The organism is Pseudomonas brassicacearum, assembly GCF_009601685.2.
Lineage (GTDB): Bacteria > Pseudomonadota > Gammaproteobacteria > Pseudomonadales > Pseudomonadaceae > Aquipseudomonas > Aquipseudomonas kilonensis_B.
Window position 1 is genome coordinate 3,796,964 of the sequence record NZ_CP045701.2, and the last position, 17,070, is coordinate 3,814,033.

The following is a 17,070-nucleotide window of genomic DNA, read 5'->3' on the forward strand; positions in this document are numbered from 1 at the left end:
CTCCTGCTGGCCTGCGTAGGAGCTGTGTAGGAGCTGTGTAGGAGCTGTCGAGTGAAACGAGGCTGCGATCTTTCCCCTAACACTTGAGTCTCAAGCGAAAGATCAAAAGATCGCAGCCTTCGGCAGCTCCTACACAGGCCCAGCGGGAGCAAGCTCCCTCGCCAAAAAAGCATTATGCAGCCCTGTTATCGAAGCAATCAGTCGCTCAGCAAACTCAATAATCGCTCACGCGCCACTTCCAACTCGCCGGCATCCGGCTGGGCCGCCGAGACAATCGGCGTGGAATAGAGAAACAGCAGCATCACCGCCAGACGCATCGCCATGGTGTCGGTCCTTAATCGGCAAGGGAGTCAATTTATCAGCGTCAAATTTAAACACATGGCCAAGTGATATTACAGCAGGATTTCTCCAGAAACAGCGAAGCCTGCGATCTTTTCTCTTGCACCTGTGGGTCGGTGAAGATGAAAAGATCGCAGGCTTCGGTCGTTGCGCGAGATTTCAGTGTTGGGTCTTGTGGTCCAGTGCCGCATAGAAGTTGGCGCTTTGTTGCAGGTATTTCTCGGTGTAGCTCTGGGTGCGATTTTTCTTGTCGCTGATCTCGACGCTGGCACTGGCGGGCAGCGCCACGGTGGCAGAGATAGCGGAAGCGGCGATCACGGAGAAGAGATTCAGATTCATGGCGGTAGACCTCGGATTCAGTTGGCTTGCTTGCCCGGTTGGGCCGTGAAGCAAACTTACGCGCCGAGGCGTCCTGCGTTGAAATGCTTTACATCACTTGCGAATATCAGTCTCGTTGATACAACGGCGCAGGCCCCAAAAAACGGGGCCTGCGGTCTATTGACGGACGATGAACTTCAAATCGCTGGGCGCATCCATCGGCATTTTCTGCACGGTTTTACCCAGCAGGCCGGTCTTCGGATCGCGCTCGATCACCACGATCTGGTTGCTCTTCTGATTGGCAATCAGCAGGAATTTCCCGCTCGGGTCGAGGCTGAACTCCCGTGGATGATCGCCTTCGACCGAGCGCCGCTGCAGCTCTTTGAGCGTGCCGGCGGCCGGGTCGATGGCGAACACCAGCACTTCGTTGGTGGTGCCCCGGTTGCTGACGTAGAGGAACTTGCCATCCGCGGACGCATGCAGCGCAGCCGCCGCCCTGCCCGGCTGCGGCTTGCCAGCCGCCAGGTCGACCAGTTGACGCTGGGTCAATCGGCCATCCTGATAATCGAACACCGCCACTTGCGCGCTCATTTCCATGGTCAGCCAGGCATGCTTGCCATCAGCGCTGAACAACAGGTGACGCGGGCCGCTGCCGGGCGGCAATTGCACGAATGCCGGATCGGCAGGTGTCAATGGCAGCTCGGGATTGGCCTTGGGGTCGTAGCGATAGACGAACACCTTGTCCGCCCCCAGGTCGTTGGCGAACACGTACTTGCCATCCGGTGAAGGCACCACCGAATGCACGTGAGCCGATTTCTGCCGCTCGGGATTGACCCGACTGGGCTGATGAGCGCCCGACTGCACAACCGGAGCCAGCTTGCCGTTCGATTCCACTGGCAGCACCACCAAAGTACCACCCGGGTTTTCCAAGACAGAATAATTACTGACCAGCAAATGCTGGCCATCGTGACTCAGGCTGGAATGGGTCGGCTCGTTGCCCAGGGACTGCACCTGGTTGATCAGGCTCAGTTCATGGGTCTTCGGGTCAATGGCGTAGCTGCTGACCTTGCCCACCGGGTCTTTCTGGCCCGGCCCGTTTTCGTTGACCACGAACAGCCGCGTCATGTCCTTGGAAAGGGTCAGCCACGACGGGTTGTCTGTTTTGATCACTTGCAACGGGTTGGCATCGAGCTGGCCGGTGCGGCTGTCGAATTGCATCCGGTAGATGCCTTGGCTCTGGCCGGCGGTGTAGGAACCCACCAGCAGTTGATGGCGTTCATCGGTACCTGCCTGGACGCCCATGGCGCCCATGCTACCGGCCATCAACAGCGGCCAGAGACTACGCATTTTCATCTTCGTCATCCTCATCGTCGTGGCCGCTGAATGCCTTAATGCACTCCAGGTGGTGATCACCCGAATCACTGGAGATGGCCCAATGATTACAGGTTGTATCGAAGGTCGCGGCCTGCATCTGCACCGGTGTGAAACGCCAATGCTCGCGGGTGCGACCGTTCATGCACTCGACGTGCAATTGGTCCTGCTCGTCGAGGGAAAAATCGAACGCATGCAGATTGTCGATAATCAGCATGTCGCAGTTTTCAAGGGTATCGAGCAGGGTGTCGGTTACAGCAGTCATGGTGATCAGTCGGTCGTTGGGAAAGTCGTCATGATAACCCAATGTGGGCGTGAGCCTTGGGCCATGACTTCAGACTCGTCATTGACTGGACTGCCGCCTTCGCGAGCAAGCCCGCTCCCACATGGGAATGCGGTCCCATGTGGGAGCGGGCTTGCTCGCGAAGAGGCCAGCACATTCAACCTCGATGCAACCGCCTCATCGCAACCGTCAGAGCGCCTCGCGCCCCGGCACCCCATCCACCAACCGCAGGATCCCCAACGGGTTGGCATTCTTCAACGGCTCGGGCAGCAGGCTGTCCGGGTAGTTCTGGAAGCACACCGGACGCAGGAAACGATCGATCGCCAGGGTGCCCACCGACGTACCACGGGCATCGGACGTCGCCGGGTAAGGCCCGCCGTGCACCATCGAATCACACACCTCCACCCCGGTCGGATAACCGTTGAGCAGGATGCGGCCGACCTTCTGCTCCAGCAACGGCGTCAGTTCGCTGAAGCGTTCGAAATCCGCTGGCTCGCCGATCATCGTTGCCGTCAGTTGGCCGTGCAGGCCGTTCAGCGCGGCGCTCAGTTGCGCCTGGTCCGCGACTTCGACAAACACCGTGGTCGGGCCGAAGACCTCTTCTTGCAGCGCCTCGTCACCGTTGATCAGCAGGCTGGCGTCGGCCTTGAACAACTGCGGCTGGGCCTGGCTGCCCTGCTGTTCGCGTCCGGCCAAGTGTTCGATGCCTGGGTGAGCCAGCAACTTCTGCAGACCCTTGCCGTAGCTTTGCAGCGTGCCGGCGTTGAGCATGGTCTGGGGCGCCTGATCGCCGATCAACGCCGCCACTTGCTGGGTGAAGGCGGTGAACTGCGGCGAACGAATGCCGATCACCAGGCCCGGGTTGGTACAGAACTGGCCGCAGCCTTGCACCACCGAGGCGGTCAGGTCGCGAGCGACGCTCTCGGCGCGGGTTTCCAGCGCCTGCGGCAACACGATCACCGGGTTGATGCTCGACATTTCGGCAAACACCGGGATCGGCTGCGGCCTTGCGGCGGCCATGTCGCACAGGGCACGCCCGCCCTTGAGGGAACCGGTGAAGCCCACGGCCTGGATCGCCGGATGCTTGACCAGCCATTCACCAACGCCACCGCCGTAGATCATGTTGAACACACCCGCCGGCATCGCCGTCTTTTCAGCCGCGCGGATGATCGCATCGGCCACGTGTTCGGCGGTCGCCATGTGGCCGCTGTGGGCCTTGAACACCACCGGGCAACCGGCCGCCAGGGCCGACGCCGTGTCGCCACCGGCGGTGGAAAACGCCAGGGGGAAGTTACTGGCGCCAAACACCGCCACCGGCCCGAGGCCAATGCGGTATTGACGCAGGTCCGGACGCGGCAACGGCGTGCGTTCAGGCAACGCCCGATCGATGCGCGCACCGTAGAAATCACCGCGGCGCAGGACCTTGGCGAACAAACGCATCTGCCCGCTGGTGCGACCACGCTCGCCCTGGATCCTGGCTGCTGGCAACGCGGTTTCACGGCAGACCACGGCCACGAACGCATCGCCCAAGGCATCCAGTTCATCGGCAATGGCCTCGAGGAACTCGGCCCGGCGCACCGCACTCAGGCTGCGGTAGGCCGGATAAGCCGTCGCGGCAGCCTTGGCGGCGGCGTCGACTTCTTCTGCCGTGGCCTGGACGAATTCATGGGGCAAGGTCTCGCCGGTACTGGCGTCGACGCTTTGCAGACGTGTCTGGCCGGCCGCACTGCGCGCCCCACCGATGTAGTTGTGGCCAAGGATCTGGTTCATCGCAAGTCTCCTTTTAAAGTGTGCCGATAGTACCCGGGTTGAACACCGCGTCTACCGGGGCAATGCCGTTGACCAGCGGCGCGCCGAATTCAGCCTGGCTGATTTCGAACACATCCCCCGGCTGCGTGCGGATGCCATCGGCGAACGACAGGGTCGCGGTGCCGAAGAAGTGAACGTGGACGTCCCCCGGGCGCAGGAACTGACTGTACTTGAAATGGTGGAATTCCAGGTTTTCGAGGCTGTGGCACATGTTCGCCTCGCCGCTGAGGAATTCGTTCTGCCACAGCACTTCGCCGTTGCGCAGGATACGACTGGTCCCGGAAAGATGTTGAGGCAGTTCACCTACGCGAAGTTCCGGGCCAAAGCTGCAACTGCGCAATTTCGAATGAGCCAGGTACAGGTAATTCTTGCGCTCCATCACGTGGTCGGAGAACTCGTTGCCCACGGCAAAGCCCAGCCGATAGGGTCTGCCGTCGTGACCGATCACATACAGGCCGCTGATTTCCGGCTCCTCGCCAGCGTCTTCAGCGAACGGCGGCAACGGGAACGGATGGCCCGGACGGACAACGATGCTGCCGTCGCCCTTGTAGAACCACTCCGGTTGCACGCCGGCCTGCCCGGCCTCGGGTTTACCGCCCTCCACACCCCACTTGAAGATGCGCATGGTGTCGGTCATGGCCGCTTCGTCGCCGGCCTGCTGGTGCATCTTGTCCCGGGCCGAGGCGCTGCCCAGGTGGGTCAGGCCGGTGCCGCTGACCAACAGGTGCGCCGGGTCCGGGTGGTCCAGTGGCGGCAGGATGCGCAGCTCACTGAGCAACCGGGCGTAGTCATGGCTCGCCCCCAGGCCCAGGCTGTCGACCTGTTGCTCAAGCTTCACACCTGCCTCGATAGCCGCCAGCGCCAGCTCGCGCACGGTGCCGGCGCCCTGCACTTCGCGCACCCGATCGCCATCGACCACACCGACGCGGCGTTCGCCGTTACTCAATTCGAACTGAACTAGACGCATGGGTTTCTCCCTGTAAACAAAACTTGAATAGGCGTAGCAGGCTTTTGTGGTGTAGGAGCTGCCGAAGGCTGCGATCTTTTGATCTTGATCTTGATCTTTCGCTTGAGATTCAAGTGTCTGGGGAAAGATCGCAGCCTCGTTTCACTCGACAGCTCCTACTCAGCTCCTACACAGCTCCTACACGCAGTCGAGCGGGAGCAAGATCCCTTGCCACAAAAAGCTCGCTCCCACAGTGACCTCAGGTACGCGTTGCCCCTCGCGCGCTGGCCGCGAACTGGTCCGCCGGCAGCACATGCTTGCGCTCCAGCAGGCGATAGACCACGCCGGTCAACACCAGGCCGAACACCATCACACAGGACAGGAAATACAGCCCCGAGGCCAGGTTGCCGGTGTACTCCTTCAGCGCACCGATCACGAACGGGCCGATGTAGCCGCCCAGGTTGCCCACCGAGTTGATCAGCGCAATGCCCGCCGCCGCGCTGGCGCCGGCAAAAAAGCGCCCCGGCAAGGTCCAGAACACCGCCGTGCAGGAAAACAGCGCGAACGCTACCAGGCACAGCGCCGCCAATTGCAACACCGGCACCGACAGCCAGGCACTGAGGAACAGGCCGATGGCCCCTAGCACATAGAGCACGGCCAGATGACCGTAGCGATCATTCAAGCGGTCGGAACTGCGAGGAATGATCAGCAAACCGATGATGCCGAAGATGTACGGCACCGAGGACACGAAACCGGTCACCAGGTCCGTTCCGCCAAATTGCTTGATCAACGTGGGCAGCCACAGGCCCAGCCCGTAGATACTCAGGGTGACCGGCAAATAGAACAACGCCAGTAGCAGGACGCGCTTGTCCTTCAAGGCGTGCAGCGGATTGCCATGACGGGTCTGGCCGTATTCCTCAAGGTCTTTTTTCAGTTCACCAGTCAGCCAGTCCTTCTCGGTCTGATCCATCCATTTCACCTGTTGCGGACCGTCCGGCAAATAACGCAGCACCGGCCAGGTCAGCAGGATCGCCGGCATACCGATGACGATGAACAACCACTGCCAGCCGTGCAGCCCCAGGACACCGTCCATGCCCAGCAAGCCGCCGGATACGGGACCGGTGATCATCATGGCGATGGGTTGGGAAAGAATGAACAGCCCCAGGATCTTGCCGCGATGGCGCACCGGGAACCATTGGGTAATGTAGTACAGCACGCCCGGGAAGAACCCGGCTTCGGCCGCGCCAAGCAAAAAGCGCATTACATAGAAGCTATGCGGGCCTTGCACGAACGCCATGCCGATGGTGATGGCGCCCCAGGTGATCATGATCCGCGCGAACCAGCGCCGGGCACCGAAGCGTTCCAGCATCAGGTTGCTGGGGATCTCCAGCAGGAAATAACCGATGAAAAACAGCCCTGCACCCAGGCCGTAGGCGGCGTCGCCGATGCCCAGGTCGGCCCCCATGTGCAGCTTGGCAAAGCCCACCGCAGAGCGGTCCACGTAGGCGATCAGGTACAGCAGGATCAGGAAAGGAATCAGTTTGAGTGTGATGCGGCGAATAAGCCGCAATTCCTGGCTCATGGGACCGGTCTCCGATTGTTGTTGTTATGGAACCTTGGGGATTTCTCTCGCGAATGACCGCCAGGACAATCCCTCCGTTGAATTGGACTATATAGTAATACTATTTACCCAACAACACTTCCAAACCGCACAAATTGCGCTTATGTTACGCTTCAGCTAGAACAATATAGTCATACAATAAGAGAATCGATCATGTCTGATAAGAAACCCTCCCTGCGCTCGGCCCAATGGTTTGGCACCGCCGACAAAAACGGCTTCATGTACCGCAGCTGGATGAAAAATCAGGGCATCGCCGACCATCAGTTCCATGGCAAGCCGATCATCGGCATTTGCAACACCTGGTCGGAGCTGACGCCGTGCAACGCGCATTTCCGGCAAATCGCCGAACACGTCAAGCGCGGTGTGATCGAGGCCGGAGGGTTCCCGGTGGAATTTCCAGTGTTCTCCAACGGCGAATCGAACCTGCGCCCCACCGCCATGCTGACCCGCAACCTGGCGAGCATGGACGTGGAAGAGGCGATTCGCGGCAACCCGATTGACGGCGTGGTGCTGCTCACCGGTTGCGACAAGACCACCCCCGCCTTGCTGATGGGCGCCGCCAGTTGTGACGTGCCGGCCATCGTCGTCACCGGCGGGCCGATGCTCAACGGCAAGCACAAAGGCCAGGACATCGGCTCGGGCACGGTGGTCTGGCAATTGAGCGAGCAGGTCAAGGCCGGCACCATCACCCTTGACGATTTCCTTGCGGCCGAGGGCGGCATGTCCCGCTCGGCCGGCACCTGCAACACCATGGGCACCGCCTCGACCATGGCCTGCATGGCCGAAGCCCTCGGCACCTCCCTGCCCCACAATGCGGCGATTCCGGCCGTGGACGCACGGCGTTATGTGCTGGCCCACATGTCCGGTATGCGCGCCGTGGAAATGGTCCGTGAAGACCTGAAGCTGTCGAAGATCCTGACCAAGGAAGCCTTCGAAAACGCCATCCGCGTCAACGCGGCCATCGGCGGTTCGACCAACGCGGTGATCCACCTCAAGGCCATTGCCGGGCGTATCGGCGTGCAACTGGACCTCGACGACTGGACCCGCATCGGTCGCGGCATGCCGACCATCGTCGACCTGCAGCCGTCCGGGCGCTTCTTGATGGAAGAGTTCTACTACGCCGGCGGCCTGCCCGCCGTGCTGCGTCGCCTCGGCGAAGCCAACCTCATTCCGCATCCAAACGCGTTGACGGTCAACGGCAAGAGCCTGGGGGAAAACACCAAGGACGCACCGATCTACGGCCAGGACGAAGTCATTCGCACCCTGGACAACCCGATCCGCGCCGACGGCGGTATCTGCGTGCTGCGCGGCAACCTCGCGCCACTGGGCGCAGTGCTCAAGCCGTCCGCCGCCACCGCCGAACTGATGCAGCATCGCGGACGTGCGGTGGTGTTCGAGAACTTCGACGAGTACAAGGCACGGATCAACGACCCGGAACTGGACGTGGACGCCGACTCGATCCTGGTGATGAAAAACTGCGGGCCGAAGGGTTATCCGGGCATGGCCGAAGTGGGCAACATGGGCTTGCCCGCCAAGCTACTGGCCCAGGGCGTGACGGACATGGTGCGCATTTCCGACGCACGCATGAGCGGCACCGCCTACGGCACGGTGGTGCTGCACGTGGCACCGGAAGCCGCCGCCGGCGGACCTCTGGCGGCGGTGAAGGAAGGCGACTGGATCGAGCTCGATTGCGCCAGCGGCCGCCTGCACCTGGACATCCCGGACGCCGAACTCGCCGCGCGCCTGGCCGACCTGCCGCCACCGCAGAACCTGTTGGTGGGCGGTTATCGCCAGTTGTACATCGACCACGTGCTCCAAGCGGACCAGGGTTGTGACTTCGACTTCCTGGTGGGCTGCCGCGGCGCCGAGGTGCCACGCCACTCCCACTGACCCGTTATGAGGTACTGTGCAGGTGCTCGTGCGTGCTGTGCAGGTGCTCGCGCGTGCTGTGCAGGAGCTCGCGCGTGCTGTGCAGGAGCTGTGTAGGAGCTGTCGAGTGCAACGAGGCTGCGATCTTTCCCCTAACACTTGAATCTCAAGCGAAAGATCAAAGGATCAAAGGATCAAAAGATCAAAAGATCAAAAGATCAAAAGATCGCAGCCTTCGGCAGCTCCTACACAAATCCAGCAGGAGCAAGCTCTGGCCACAAGGTCACCAGCCCCAAGGGTTTGGCCTGATGAATATCCGCCGCGCCTGCTATCATGCGCAGCACTCCCCTCGCACAGGATCGCGCCGCCTCCCATGGATTACCGCAAACCCTCCGACCGCAAAAGCATGCACGCACGCATCGTCCAGGAACTGGGCATGCAGATCGTTTCCGGACGCTTCAAGCCGGACGACAAACTGCCCGCTGAAGCCTTGTTGTGCGAAGAGTATGCGGTCAGCCGCCCGGTGCTGCGCGAAGCCACGCGGGTGCTGGTCGCCAAGGGCCTGGTGTATTCGCGCCCGCGCGTGGGCACGGTGGTCAAGGCCCGGCGGGAATGGCACATGCTCGACCCGGATGTGCTGCACTGGCTGATGCAGAGCAGCCCGCAGAATGAATTCTTCAACCTGCTCACCAGCGTGCGCAGCATCATCGAGCCGGCCGCCGCTGCCCTCGCCGCACAGTTCGCCGACGAGGCCGACATTGCTGCCATCCGCGAAGCCTACCAGCGCATGGAAGCGGCCCCGACCCCCGAGGCCGTGCTGCAACCGGACCTGGACTTCCACAGTCGCATCGCCGACGCCACTCACAATGACCTGCTCGCCAACCTCTGCAACATGTTGTCGGTGGCGATCGCCGAGGCACTCAAGCATTCCAACCAGCGGCCCAACCTGCATGAACTGGCGATGCCGCGACACAAGGCAATCCTCACCGCCATCGAGAACCGCGACGCCCTCGGTGCCCGCCATGCCACGCTGGTGCAGCTGGACGATGCGCGCAGCGCACTGAATGTAGTACTGGGCAGCGATCCTGCCTGATACGGTGCGGTAACTATGTACCGCACAGCGCATTGAAGAAATTCCGAAACTGGCGTGGTCGTCATCCCGACGACCACGAGTCCAGGAAAAGGATTTCTTATGACCTCCCCCTCTCCGGCTGACAGCCATTGCGCATTTTCGCAAAACGTCAGCCAGCGATTTGCCGGACGCCCGACGTTCGAGCAAGTCGCACAGAAAGCACTGCAACAGGCGATTCAGAAAAGATTCCCCACCTCGAACATCGACCTGTCCAAAACCAAACTGGCAACCCCGGATGTGGCCGCTCGCCGCTGGCGCTTCCAGCCTTTCATGCGCCTTGTGCTCGATTACCTGAGCCTTGGCACGCCTTTGGATTTCACGCCACAAGGAAACTTCGACTGTTATCTGTCCGATGCCCCGCCGCACCGCCTTAAATCAGGCGATTACAGCCTGGACATGAAGGTCATCGAAAAACTCGTGCTTGAACTGCCCGTGACGATACCGATCGAACTGGAAGATGCCCTGACCCGCTATTGGAACGCTGACATCGATGACGCCCCCCAAGTCGATGACCGCACCTCCACCAACCGCTGGCAATGGCTCAGCGACACCTTGCGCAACATGCTGCATATCCAAGGGCTGCAACAGCCTGGATTGAGTGAGCCGGTGCGCGAGGCCCTGGATCAGATCGTACGTTGGCCCGACCGCGAACAGCGTTTCAAAAACAATGTCCCTCCCGTCTACGCCTACAGCTTGGAAAGCATCGTCACCTACGGCGCCTCCACTGCGCAGTTGCCAAGCAGCGAGATCCTGCTGCTGCATTACACCCCCAATGACCTGGTCATCGTGCTGTGCAGCCCTGACAACGCCGTGCGAACCTTCGATTCACTGGATGCTTTCAATGACTTTTGGGCTGAACGGATTGCCAACGCCTACCTCGTCGACAGCGTCACCTGCCAACGCTATGAAATAGGCGGCAACGCCTTCGATACCCAGGCGCAACTGATACTGGAGCAGCAACTGGCGGACCTGAGGGCTGTGCAACTGCCCTCGCGGATCGGCCCACAGAAGCTCGGGATGCTCTATAGCGAGCTGAGCGATCCAGCTCGCTCTATGGGCGGGGCCACCTGCCTCGCGCCGCAGACAGCGGCAAAACTGCGGCCGATACTGCCCGACTGGCTCAAAACAGCGGCCAGCGTCGACCAGGCGAGGTTCCAGCGATATAGCCTGGCGATGGCCAGCGTCAAGAAACGCAGCCAAGGGCGTCCCCCTGTCAGCGACATCAGGGCTTTCGCGGCTGACGCGTTGCTCAGCCAGATGAATGAAACCAACGACAATGACAAAGCCAAGGCTGACGCCAACCGCTTCCAACCGGATGACGTGGAGCTGATCTTCACAGTCTCCGCAGGGTATCCGGGGACTGTCGGCATCAGCGAAAAAAGGACAATGAGTCTGACGCAACTGGCCATCGACAACCTCATCGCGCGCCCCAGTGGAAACCTGGCGCTCAGCCATCGCCGGGGTTTGACACTGCCCGCATGGTTGACGCCGGACTTCATCACCCGCCGGGGTGGGCTGATCGAACAGCTCGACATTGGCACCACCTACCCTCGCTACCTGCAACAGGAGCTGTTGGGGGACTCGCCTCAAGCGCTCGACTACCAACGGATCTTTGCAGAACAGGTCCCGGCGCAGCTACCGCTCGAGGCGTTACAGCAAGTGCTCGGCAACGAAAACGGCATGACCCGTCAAGGGCTGCGCCTGATTGAAGCCCTGTTGCAACCGGACGCGGGCGACCAGCAGGTTGATGGTCGCCCCGTGGTGATCCGACACTTGGCCTTCCTGCGCAAGCCCCTGGCCCGGCCCGACATCGTGAGCAACATGTTCATTATCGAGGCGCAGGACACCAGCACGGGGCCGCACGTGTTGTATCGTCCCCTGTATACGCCCGTACTGATGGAGTTCCCGACGCGCCAGGCGCTGTTACAGTCTGTCATCAGCGACATCGAACTGCAGAACAGCGTCCTGACCTGGATGTCCGACGACGCCCGCCCGGTGTACACCAATGGCGGCTTCCAGCAGCCGCACATCGTGCACTTTCTCCAGGGCGACGAGTTTGGCGTTCCTGAAGTGCCCGCCCCCGCGACGCTCGCCACCCATGCCGACAGCGATGAACTGCTGCAATACCTGCGCAACGGCAAGCTGATGCAATACCTGTATGGCTGCAACGCCCAAGCCCTGATCACCCAGGCCGACCGCGCTTCGATTTCCAACCGTGAAAGCCGCTGGGCGGTGCTGCTCAAGGGCGCGAGCCTGCTGTTCAATACGTTGCTGTTCCCACTGCTACGCGGTCCGACCATGACCGTCGCCTGGCTATGGAGCCTGATGGCCGCCGCCAGCCACGACATTCCAGACCTGAGCAGTGACGATCCCGTGACGCGGGAACTGGCCGCTGTCGATTTGCTAGTCAACCTCGCCATGTTGGTGACCCAGTTTCCTTCCATTCAGGCACCTGTTCGCCCTTCCGTGCCCATGTCGATCAAGGAACAAGCGATGCACGCCCCGGCGCCGCGCCTCGTTGCACAGCAATGGCCCGCACCCGACCTGCCAACCATCCGCCAGGGATCCATTGCCTTGCCTGGCGAACATCCCAATGCCTTCCTGGATTTCAGTTTCAGCAATCCCCGTAACCGGCTGACGCAGGAACAACGCACCCGTCTCCTGCGCATGCAGGTACCACGCCCCGCGTCATTGCCTGTGCCGATCCCGTACGGGCCTTTAAAAGGTTTGTACTTGATCGCCGAAAAGTGGCATGCGTTGCTCCAAGACGGTCTGTATCGAATCGACCTGGATCCGGAAGGTCAGATCACGATTATCGACCCGCTTGATCCGACACAAAGGGGCCCCGCCCTGCGAGCGGATCCCGAGGGTAACTGGTCCCTGGACCTGCGCTTGCGCCTGCTCGGCGGCGCACCGCCCAAACGCCTGGCCGACCAGCGTCGCCAGAATGCCCGCAGAGCCGCCGAGCTGAGCCAGGAACTGGAGAACTTCCTCACCCAGCAGGTCGACCAACAACGAGCTATCGACGTTGCCCAACAGGTGATGACCCTGTTCCAGGATGGAAGCCGCTATTCCGAAGAACAACGCGCGCCGAAGCGAAAAATTTATGACGGGCTGCTCAATGAACAGACGGCCATTTATCTAAAGCTCTTGGACAGCGCAGCGGAGCGCGCGCGGCTGAAAATTGAGTTCCCGTCTGTAATGCTGCGCGGGCTGATGGAAAATGTGATCAACAATGCCCGCAAATCTGTCGTGGTCATCGAGATGGAACTGGACGCCCTCATTGCCGCCAATCCGGGGTTTGCGCTAAGGCCTATGGATGAACTGGTGGCTGGCGGTATCGAGGGGTATTTGAGGTACCTGGATGCCCTCTGTGAACTCAATGATCGCTCCATTCATTGGCTGGAACTCAAGGACGCCTATCTGGAAAAGCTGCTGAATCTGGATTCCGACGGCGCGCAAGCGTTCGAACGCCTGACCAGCGACCGCCCGCAGAACGAAAAAAACGCAATAGGCGTCAAGGCCTTTCAACTGTCCTTGCTTCCGTTGCTGGCGATCAAAAGTCTCGGATCCGGCCTGTCCGAGAGCCTGCATCTCGTTGTCAAGCCACTGTCCGAGCAGATGCGCTCCCATGCGAACTTGCAATTGTACGAACTGCCCCCGTCGGACCAGCTTGAGGTGTTGACCAGTCTGACCGAGCAATATGGTGAAGCACTGGATGCCCTGCAGGGCATGAAAGCCCTCTATGCCGACGACATCCAAGAAGCCAACTTCGACAGGCTGATCAAACTGGTTGGCAGCCTGTATCAGGATACGTCCGGCAAATTGGCAACAGAAGTCAAACCGGAACCGACACCACGCAAACGTGCGCCCAAGCGTTCGAAGGCGCCCAGTGGCCAGCCTCAGAAAAAAGTGATCAAGACTCGAAAGAATGGCGTACTGATCGGCGATCTGAAACCGGCTGGCACCTCACTGCCGATTGAAGTCGTCGAGCTGCGTTCCCAAGTCGACGATGAAGTGATTGCCACCTATTCGCAGCATGGCGAAGTGTGGGATCCCGTCGACATACGCCGGCCGGCGCCCGCGCCCAAAACCCGGTCGGTCAATGCCATCAAGCGTGACGCACGCCAGTTGCTCGACCAACTGGACGTCCGTCTGAGCCGTGCAGAAGGCTACAAGAGCCGCTGTCGCCACCCCCAGGAAATCGAAGAGATCATGAACAATGAGGCGAGCCGTTTTCGCACGATCTCGGCAGAACTCGACAGGGCCTACGCAGCCAAGCAAACCGAACGGACCCAGGCGGATCACGCCTTGAGTCAAAGCCTTTCAGAGGCTATTTCCGCGCTGACCGCCAAGGGCACGGCCTTGCGCATTGAACTGAGCATGCGACTGCCGCCTACCGACGGCAACCTTAGCTACCTGTTCGAGAAAAATCTCATCCAGGTCGCGCGGCTCGGCGGGCGCAAGGCCCTGAGAGGGACCCGCAAGGATTTTCTCCAGGAATATGCCATCAATGACCGTGACGGAGCGGCCCTGTGGTATGCACATTTTCACTACGAAAAAGTCGATACGCCGAAGGCTGGCTACAGCGTCGCGCATCTGAAAACCAAGGAGCAGCGTCGAGAAGACTATTATTCCCTGCTCGCCAAGGCGAATAGCCCTTACGCGGTGGTGAATGTGCATCGAGGGAAAATCGGCAAACCCCTGGCGCAAAGCAAGTTCTTGCCGTTGGCGACCTGATTACAACACAAGCGTAAGGATAGTGATGCCGCTCACCCAGCTCCCACTGGCTGCAGGAGCCGCGAGGGAGCTGTGTAGGAGCTGTCGAGTGCAACGAGGCTGCGATCTTTCCCCTACCAACTGAGTCTTGAGCGAAAGATCAAGATCAAAAGATCGCAGGCTTCGCCAGCTCCTACAGGGGCCAGGGGGAGCAAGCTCCCTCACCAAAGATTTACTTCAGCCCCAATCAATGAGCAAACAACGAATTGCCCTTCTGCCCCGCCAGTTTTTCCGGTTTGATCAGGAACCGCGCCAGCGCCGGCAGCAGCCAGAGCGCGCCGAACATGTTCCATAGCAGCATGAACGTCAGCATCAACCCCATGTCCGCCTGGAACTTGATGGCCGAAAAGATCCAGGTGCACACGCCAATGGCCAGGCACAGACCGGTGAACAATACCGCTTTACCGGTGGACTTCAGCGTCTGGTAATAGGCCTCCTGCAATGGCAGCCCGGCCCGCAGGAAACTTTCCAGGCGGCTGTAGATGTAGATGCCGTAGTCCACCCCAATCCCCACGCCCAGTGCTACCACCGGCAGGGTCGCGACCTTCACGCCAATGCCCATGAACGCCATCAGGGCGTTGCCCAGCACCGAAGTGAGCACCAGCGGCAGCACGATGCACAGCGTCGCTGCCCAGGAACGGAAGGTGATCATGCACATGGTCGCCACGCAGATGTACACCAAAATCAGGATGGTCAGTTCCGACTCCTTGATCACTTCGTTGGTGGCTGCCTCGATACCGGCGTTACCGGCGGCGAGGATGAACTCCAGGCCATCGCGGTTGTTTTCCTTGGCGAAGTCCTGCACCGCCTTCACCGCACGGTCCAACGTCTCGGCCTTGTGGTCGTTGAGGAACACCAGCACCGGTGCCAGGGAGCAATTGTTGTTGTACAGGCCATCGGCCCGGGCAATGGAGTTGTTCAGCACGTCAGGGTTGCGCGACAGGGTCTCCCATTTCAGGCTGCCCTCGTTCATGCCCTTGATCATTTGCTTGGACACGGTCACCAGGGAAATCGCCGACTGCACGCCCTCGGTGTTCTGCATCTTCCACATCAATTCGTCGATAGGAGCCATGGCCTCATAGCGCGAGCAACCTTCGGTCTTGGTCTTGACCATCACCACCAATACATCGGAGCTGGTGGAGTAATTGCTGATGATGAAGTTGTTGTCCTGGTTGTAGCGCGAGTCCGGACGCAGCTCCGGCGCGCCCTGGTCCAAGTCACCGATCTTCAGGTTCTGGCTGTACCAGAGGCCACCGCCAAAGGCGATTACCGCCAGGGCAATGGACACCGGCGCGACCTTGGCACTGGCGAAGTTCGACAGCAGGCGCCAGAACGGATGTTCGCGGGTCGCGTCTTTCTTGCTGCGCTCGACCGCACGCTTGCTGATGCCGGCGTAGGAGATCGCCACCGGCAGCAGGATCAGGTTGGTAAACACGATCACCGCCACGCCGATGGAGGCACCGATGGCCAGTTCGCGGATCACGCCGATGTCGATGATCAGCAAGGTGATGAAGCCCACGGCGTCCGCCAGGATCGCGATCATCCCCGGCAGGAACAACTGCCGGAAGGTACGCCGCGCCGCCGTCAGGGCGTTGTCCGCATCGCTGGACTGCAAGGCGATGCCGTTGATTTTCTGCACGCCGTGGGAAATGCCGATGGCGAAGATCAGGAACGGCACCAGCATCGAGTACGGATCCAGGCCAAAACCGGCCGCATGCATCAGCCCCAGTTGCCAGACCACCGCCACCAGGGTGGTGGTCAACACCGCAATGGTGCTGCGCATGCAGTGGGTGAACCAGTACAGCAGGATCAGGGTGATGACGAAAGCCACGCCGAAGAACAGCACCACCATGACCAGGCCGTCGATCAGGTCGCCGACCTTCTTGGCGAAACCGACGATGTGGATCTGCACGTTGGGGTTCTGGGCTTCGAACTTGTTGCGAATCTTGTCTTCAAGTTCGTGGGAGAACTTCTGGTAATCCAGGGCGAGCAATTTGCCCTGGTCCTGTGGGTCGGGATAGGACTCCAGCAGCGGGATGTCGATGATGCTCGACTTGAAATCGTTGGCCACCAGGCGCCCGACCTGGCCGGACTTGAGCACGTTGTTGCGCAGCAGATCGAGGCTGTCGGCCGAGCCGTTGTAGCTCTGGGGGATCACCTCGCCACCGGCGAAGCCCTCCTCCGTCACTTCGGTCCAGCGCACGCTCGGGCTCCACAACGACTTGAGCCCGGAACGGTCGACACCGGAGATGTAGAACACCTCGTCGTGGATCTGGCGCAGGGTCTCCATGTATTCCTTGGAGAAAATGTCGCCGTTGGTGGCCTCCACGGAAATGCGCACCGTGTTGCCCAGGTTCGCCAGGTCGTTGCGGTGCTCGAGCATCTTCTGGATGAAGGGGTGCTCGAGGGGGATCATTTTTTCGAAACTGGTGGACGGCCGGATCAGCGTGGCCTGCCAGAACAGGAAAACGCTGACCAGCAGGCAAATGACGATCACTGCCGGGCGGTTGTTGAAAATCAGGCGCTCGAGAAACGTCGCCTTGTCTTGGTGATGACTGCTCATGGGTTCCGCCTTCTTGTTTTTGTGCCCGTTTTGCAGGCCT

General features: G+C 60.6%; 11 protein-coding genes. 3 read left to right on the forward strand and 8 right to left on the reverse strand.

Translation table 11 applies throughout. The features are described from left to right. Positions 1 to 197: 197 nt before the first annotated feature. The 7 genes from GFU70_RS28905 to GFU70_RS15935 all read right to left on the reverse strand — a co-directional run bounded on the left by GFU70_RS28905 (position 198) and on the right by GFU70_RS15935 (position 6,648). Positions 198 to 323, reverse strand: coding sequence for a hypothetical protein (locus tag GFU70_RS28905; protein ID WP_256587218.1), 126 nt, complete (start codon positions 321 to 323; stop codon positions 198 to 200). Positions 324 to 498: 175 nt separating this feature from the next. After that, on the reverse strand, positions 499 to 678 hold the full coding sequence (locus GFU70_RS15910) for a hypothetical protein (RefSeq protein WP_003202673.1): 180 nt from the start codon (positions 676 to 678) through the stop codon (positions 499 to 501). 156 nt (positions 679 to 834) lie between these two features. Further along, positions 835 to 2,010, reverse strand: a complete 1,176-nt coding sequence (locus tag GFU70_RS15915; protein ID WP_153388402.1) for a lactonase family protein — start codon at positions 2,008 to 2,010, stop codon at positions 835 to 837. Next, on the reverse strand, positions 1,997 to 2,335 hold the full coding sequence (locus GFU70_RS15920; RefSeq protein WP_153388403.1) for a DUF5629 family protein: 339 nt from the start codon (positions 2,333 to 2,335) through the stop codon (positions 1,997 to 1,999). Before GFU70_RS15920 ends, GFU70_RS15915 begins: the two co-directional genes overlap by 14 nt. A 165-nt stretch (positions 2,336 to 2,500) precedes the next feature. Then, a complete protein-coding gene (locus GFU70_RS15925) occupies positions 2,501 to 4,081 on the reverse strand; it encodes an aldehyde dehydrogenase (NADP(+)) (protein WP_153388404.1) in 1,581 nt (526 codons plus the stop codon). Between the two features lie 13 nt (positions 4,082 to 4,094). Beyond that, on the reverse strand, positions 4,095 to 5,087 hold the full coding sequence (araD1, locus tag GFU70_RS15930; RefSeq protein WP_153388405.1) for an AraD1 family protein: 993 nt from the start codon (positions 5,085 to 5,087) through the stop codon (positions 4,095 to 4,097). A 238-nt stretch (positions 5,088 to 5,325) separates the two neighbouring features. Then, a complete protein-coding gene (locus GFU70_RS15935) occupies positions 5,326 to 6,648 on the reverse strand; it encodes an MFS transporter (protein ID WP_058544584.1) in 1,323 nt (440 codons plus the stop codon). A gap of 192 nt (positions 6,649 to 6,840) precedes the next feature. Between GFU70_RS15935 and GFU70_RS15940 the strand changes: the two genes are divergently transcribed. The 3 genes from GFU70_RS15940 to GFU70_RS15950 all read left to right on the forward strand — a co-directional run bounded on the left by GFU70_RS15940 (position 6,841) and on the right by GFU70_RS15950 (position 14,428). Next, a complete protein-coding gene (locus tag GFU70_RS15940) occupies positions 6,841 to 8,577 on the forward strand; it encodes an IlvD/Edd family dehydratase (protein ID WP_058544583.1) in 1,737 nt (578 codons plus the stop codon). A gap of 352 nt (positions 8,578 to 8,929) precedes the next feature. Beyond that, complete coding sequence (locus GFU70_RS15945) at positions 8,930 to 9,649, forward strand: FadR/GntR family transcriptional regulator (RefSeq protein ID WP_053119770.1); 720 nt, start codon at positions 8,930 to 8,932, stop codon at positions 9,647 to 9,649. 99 nt (positions 9,650 to 9,748) lie between these two features. Continuing rightward, the gene (locus GFU70_RS15950; RefSeq protein ID WP_153388406.1) at positions 9,749 to 14,428 is read left to right on the forward strand and encodes a dermonecrotic toxin domain-containing protein; all 4,680 of its coding nucleotides are present in this window, start codon (positions 9,749 to 9,751) and stop codon (positions 14,426 to 14,428) included. A 226-nt stretch (positions 14,429 to 14,654) separates the two neighbouring features. Here the strand turns inward: GFU70_RS15950 and GFU70_RS15955 are convergent, their stop codons facing one another. After that, complete coding sequence (locus tag GFU70_RS15955; RefSeq protein WP_058544580.1) at positions 14,655 to 17,030, reverse strand: efflux RND transporter permease subunit; 2,376 nt, start codon at positions 17,028 to 17,030, stop codon at positions 14,655 to 14,657. Between the last annotated feature and the right edge of the window lie 40 nt (positions 17,031 to 17,070).

What these genes read in the sequence shown, in the direction of transcription:
- GFU70_RS28905 (WP_256587218.1), bottom strand. Translation starts at nt 323, where the DNA reads ATGGCGATGCGTCTGGCGGTGATGCTGCTGTTTCTCTATTCCACGCCG.
- GFU70_RS15910 (WP_003202673.1), bottom strand. Translation starts at nt 678, where the DNA reads ATGAATCTGAATCTCTTCTCCGTGATCGCCGCTTCCGCTATCTCTGCC.
- GFU70_RS15915 (WP_153388402.1), bottom strand. Translation starts at nt 2,010, where the DNA reads ATGAAAATGCGTAGTCTCTGGCCGCTGTTGATGGCCGGTAGCATGGGC.
- GFU70_RS15925 (WP_153388404.1), bottom strand. Translation starts at nt 4,081, where the DNA reads ATGAACCAGATCCTTGGCCACAACTACATCGGTGGGGCGCGCAGTGCG.
- araD1 (WP_153388405.1), bottom strand. Translation starts at nt 5,087, where the DNA reads ATGCGTCTAGTTCAGTTCGAATTGAGTAACGGCGAACGCCGCGTCGGT.
- GFU70_RS15935 (WP_058544584.1), bottom strand. Translation starts at nt 6,648, where the DNA reads ATGAGCCAGGAATTGCGGCTTATTCGCCGCATCACACTCAAACTGATT.
- GFU70_RS15940 (WP_058544583.1), top strand. Translation starts at nt 6,841, where the DNA reads ATGTCTGATAAGAAACCCTCCCTGCGCTCGGCCCAATGGTTTGGCACC.
- GFU70_RS15945 (WP_053119770.1), top strand. Translation starts at nt 8,930, where the DNA reads ATGGATTACCGCAAACCCTCCGACCGCAAAAGCATGCACGCACGCATC.
- GFU70_RS15950 (WP_153388406.1), top strand. Translation starts at nt 9,749, where the DNA reads ATGACCTCCCCCTCTCCGGCTGACAGCCATTGCGCATTTTCGCAAAAC.
- GFU70_RS15955 (WP_058544580.1), bottom strand. Translation starts at nt 17,030, where the DNA reads ATGAGCAGTCATCACCAAGACAAGGCGACGTTTCTCGAGCGCCTGATT.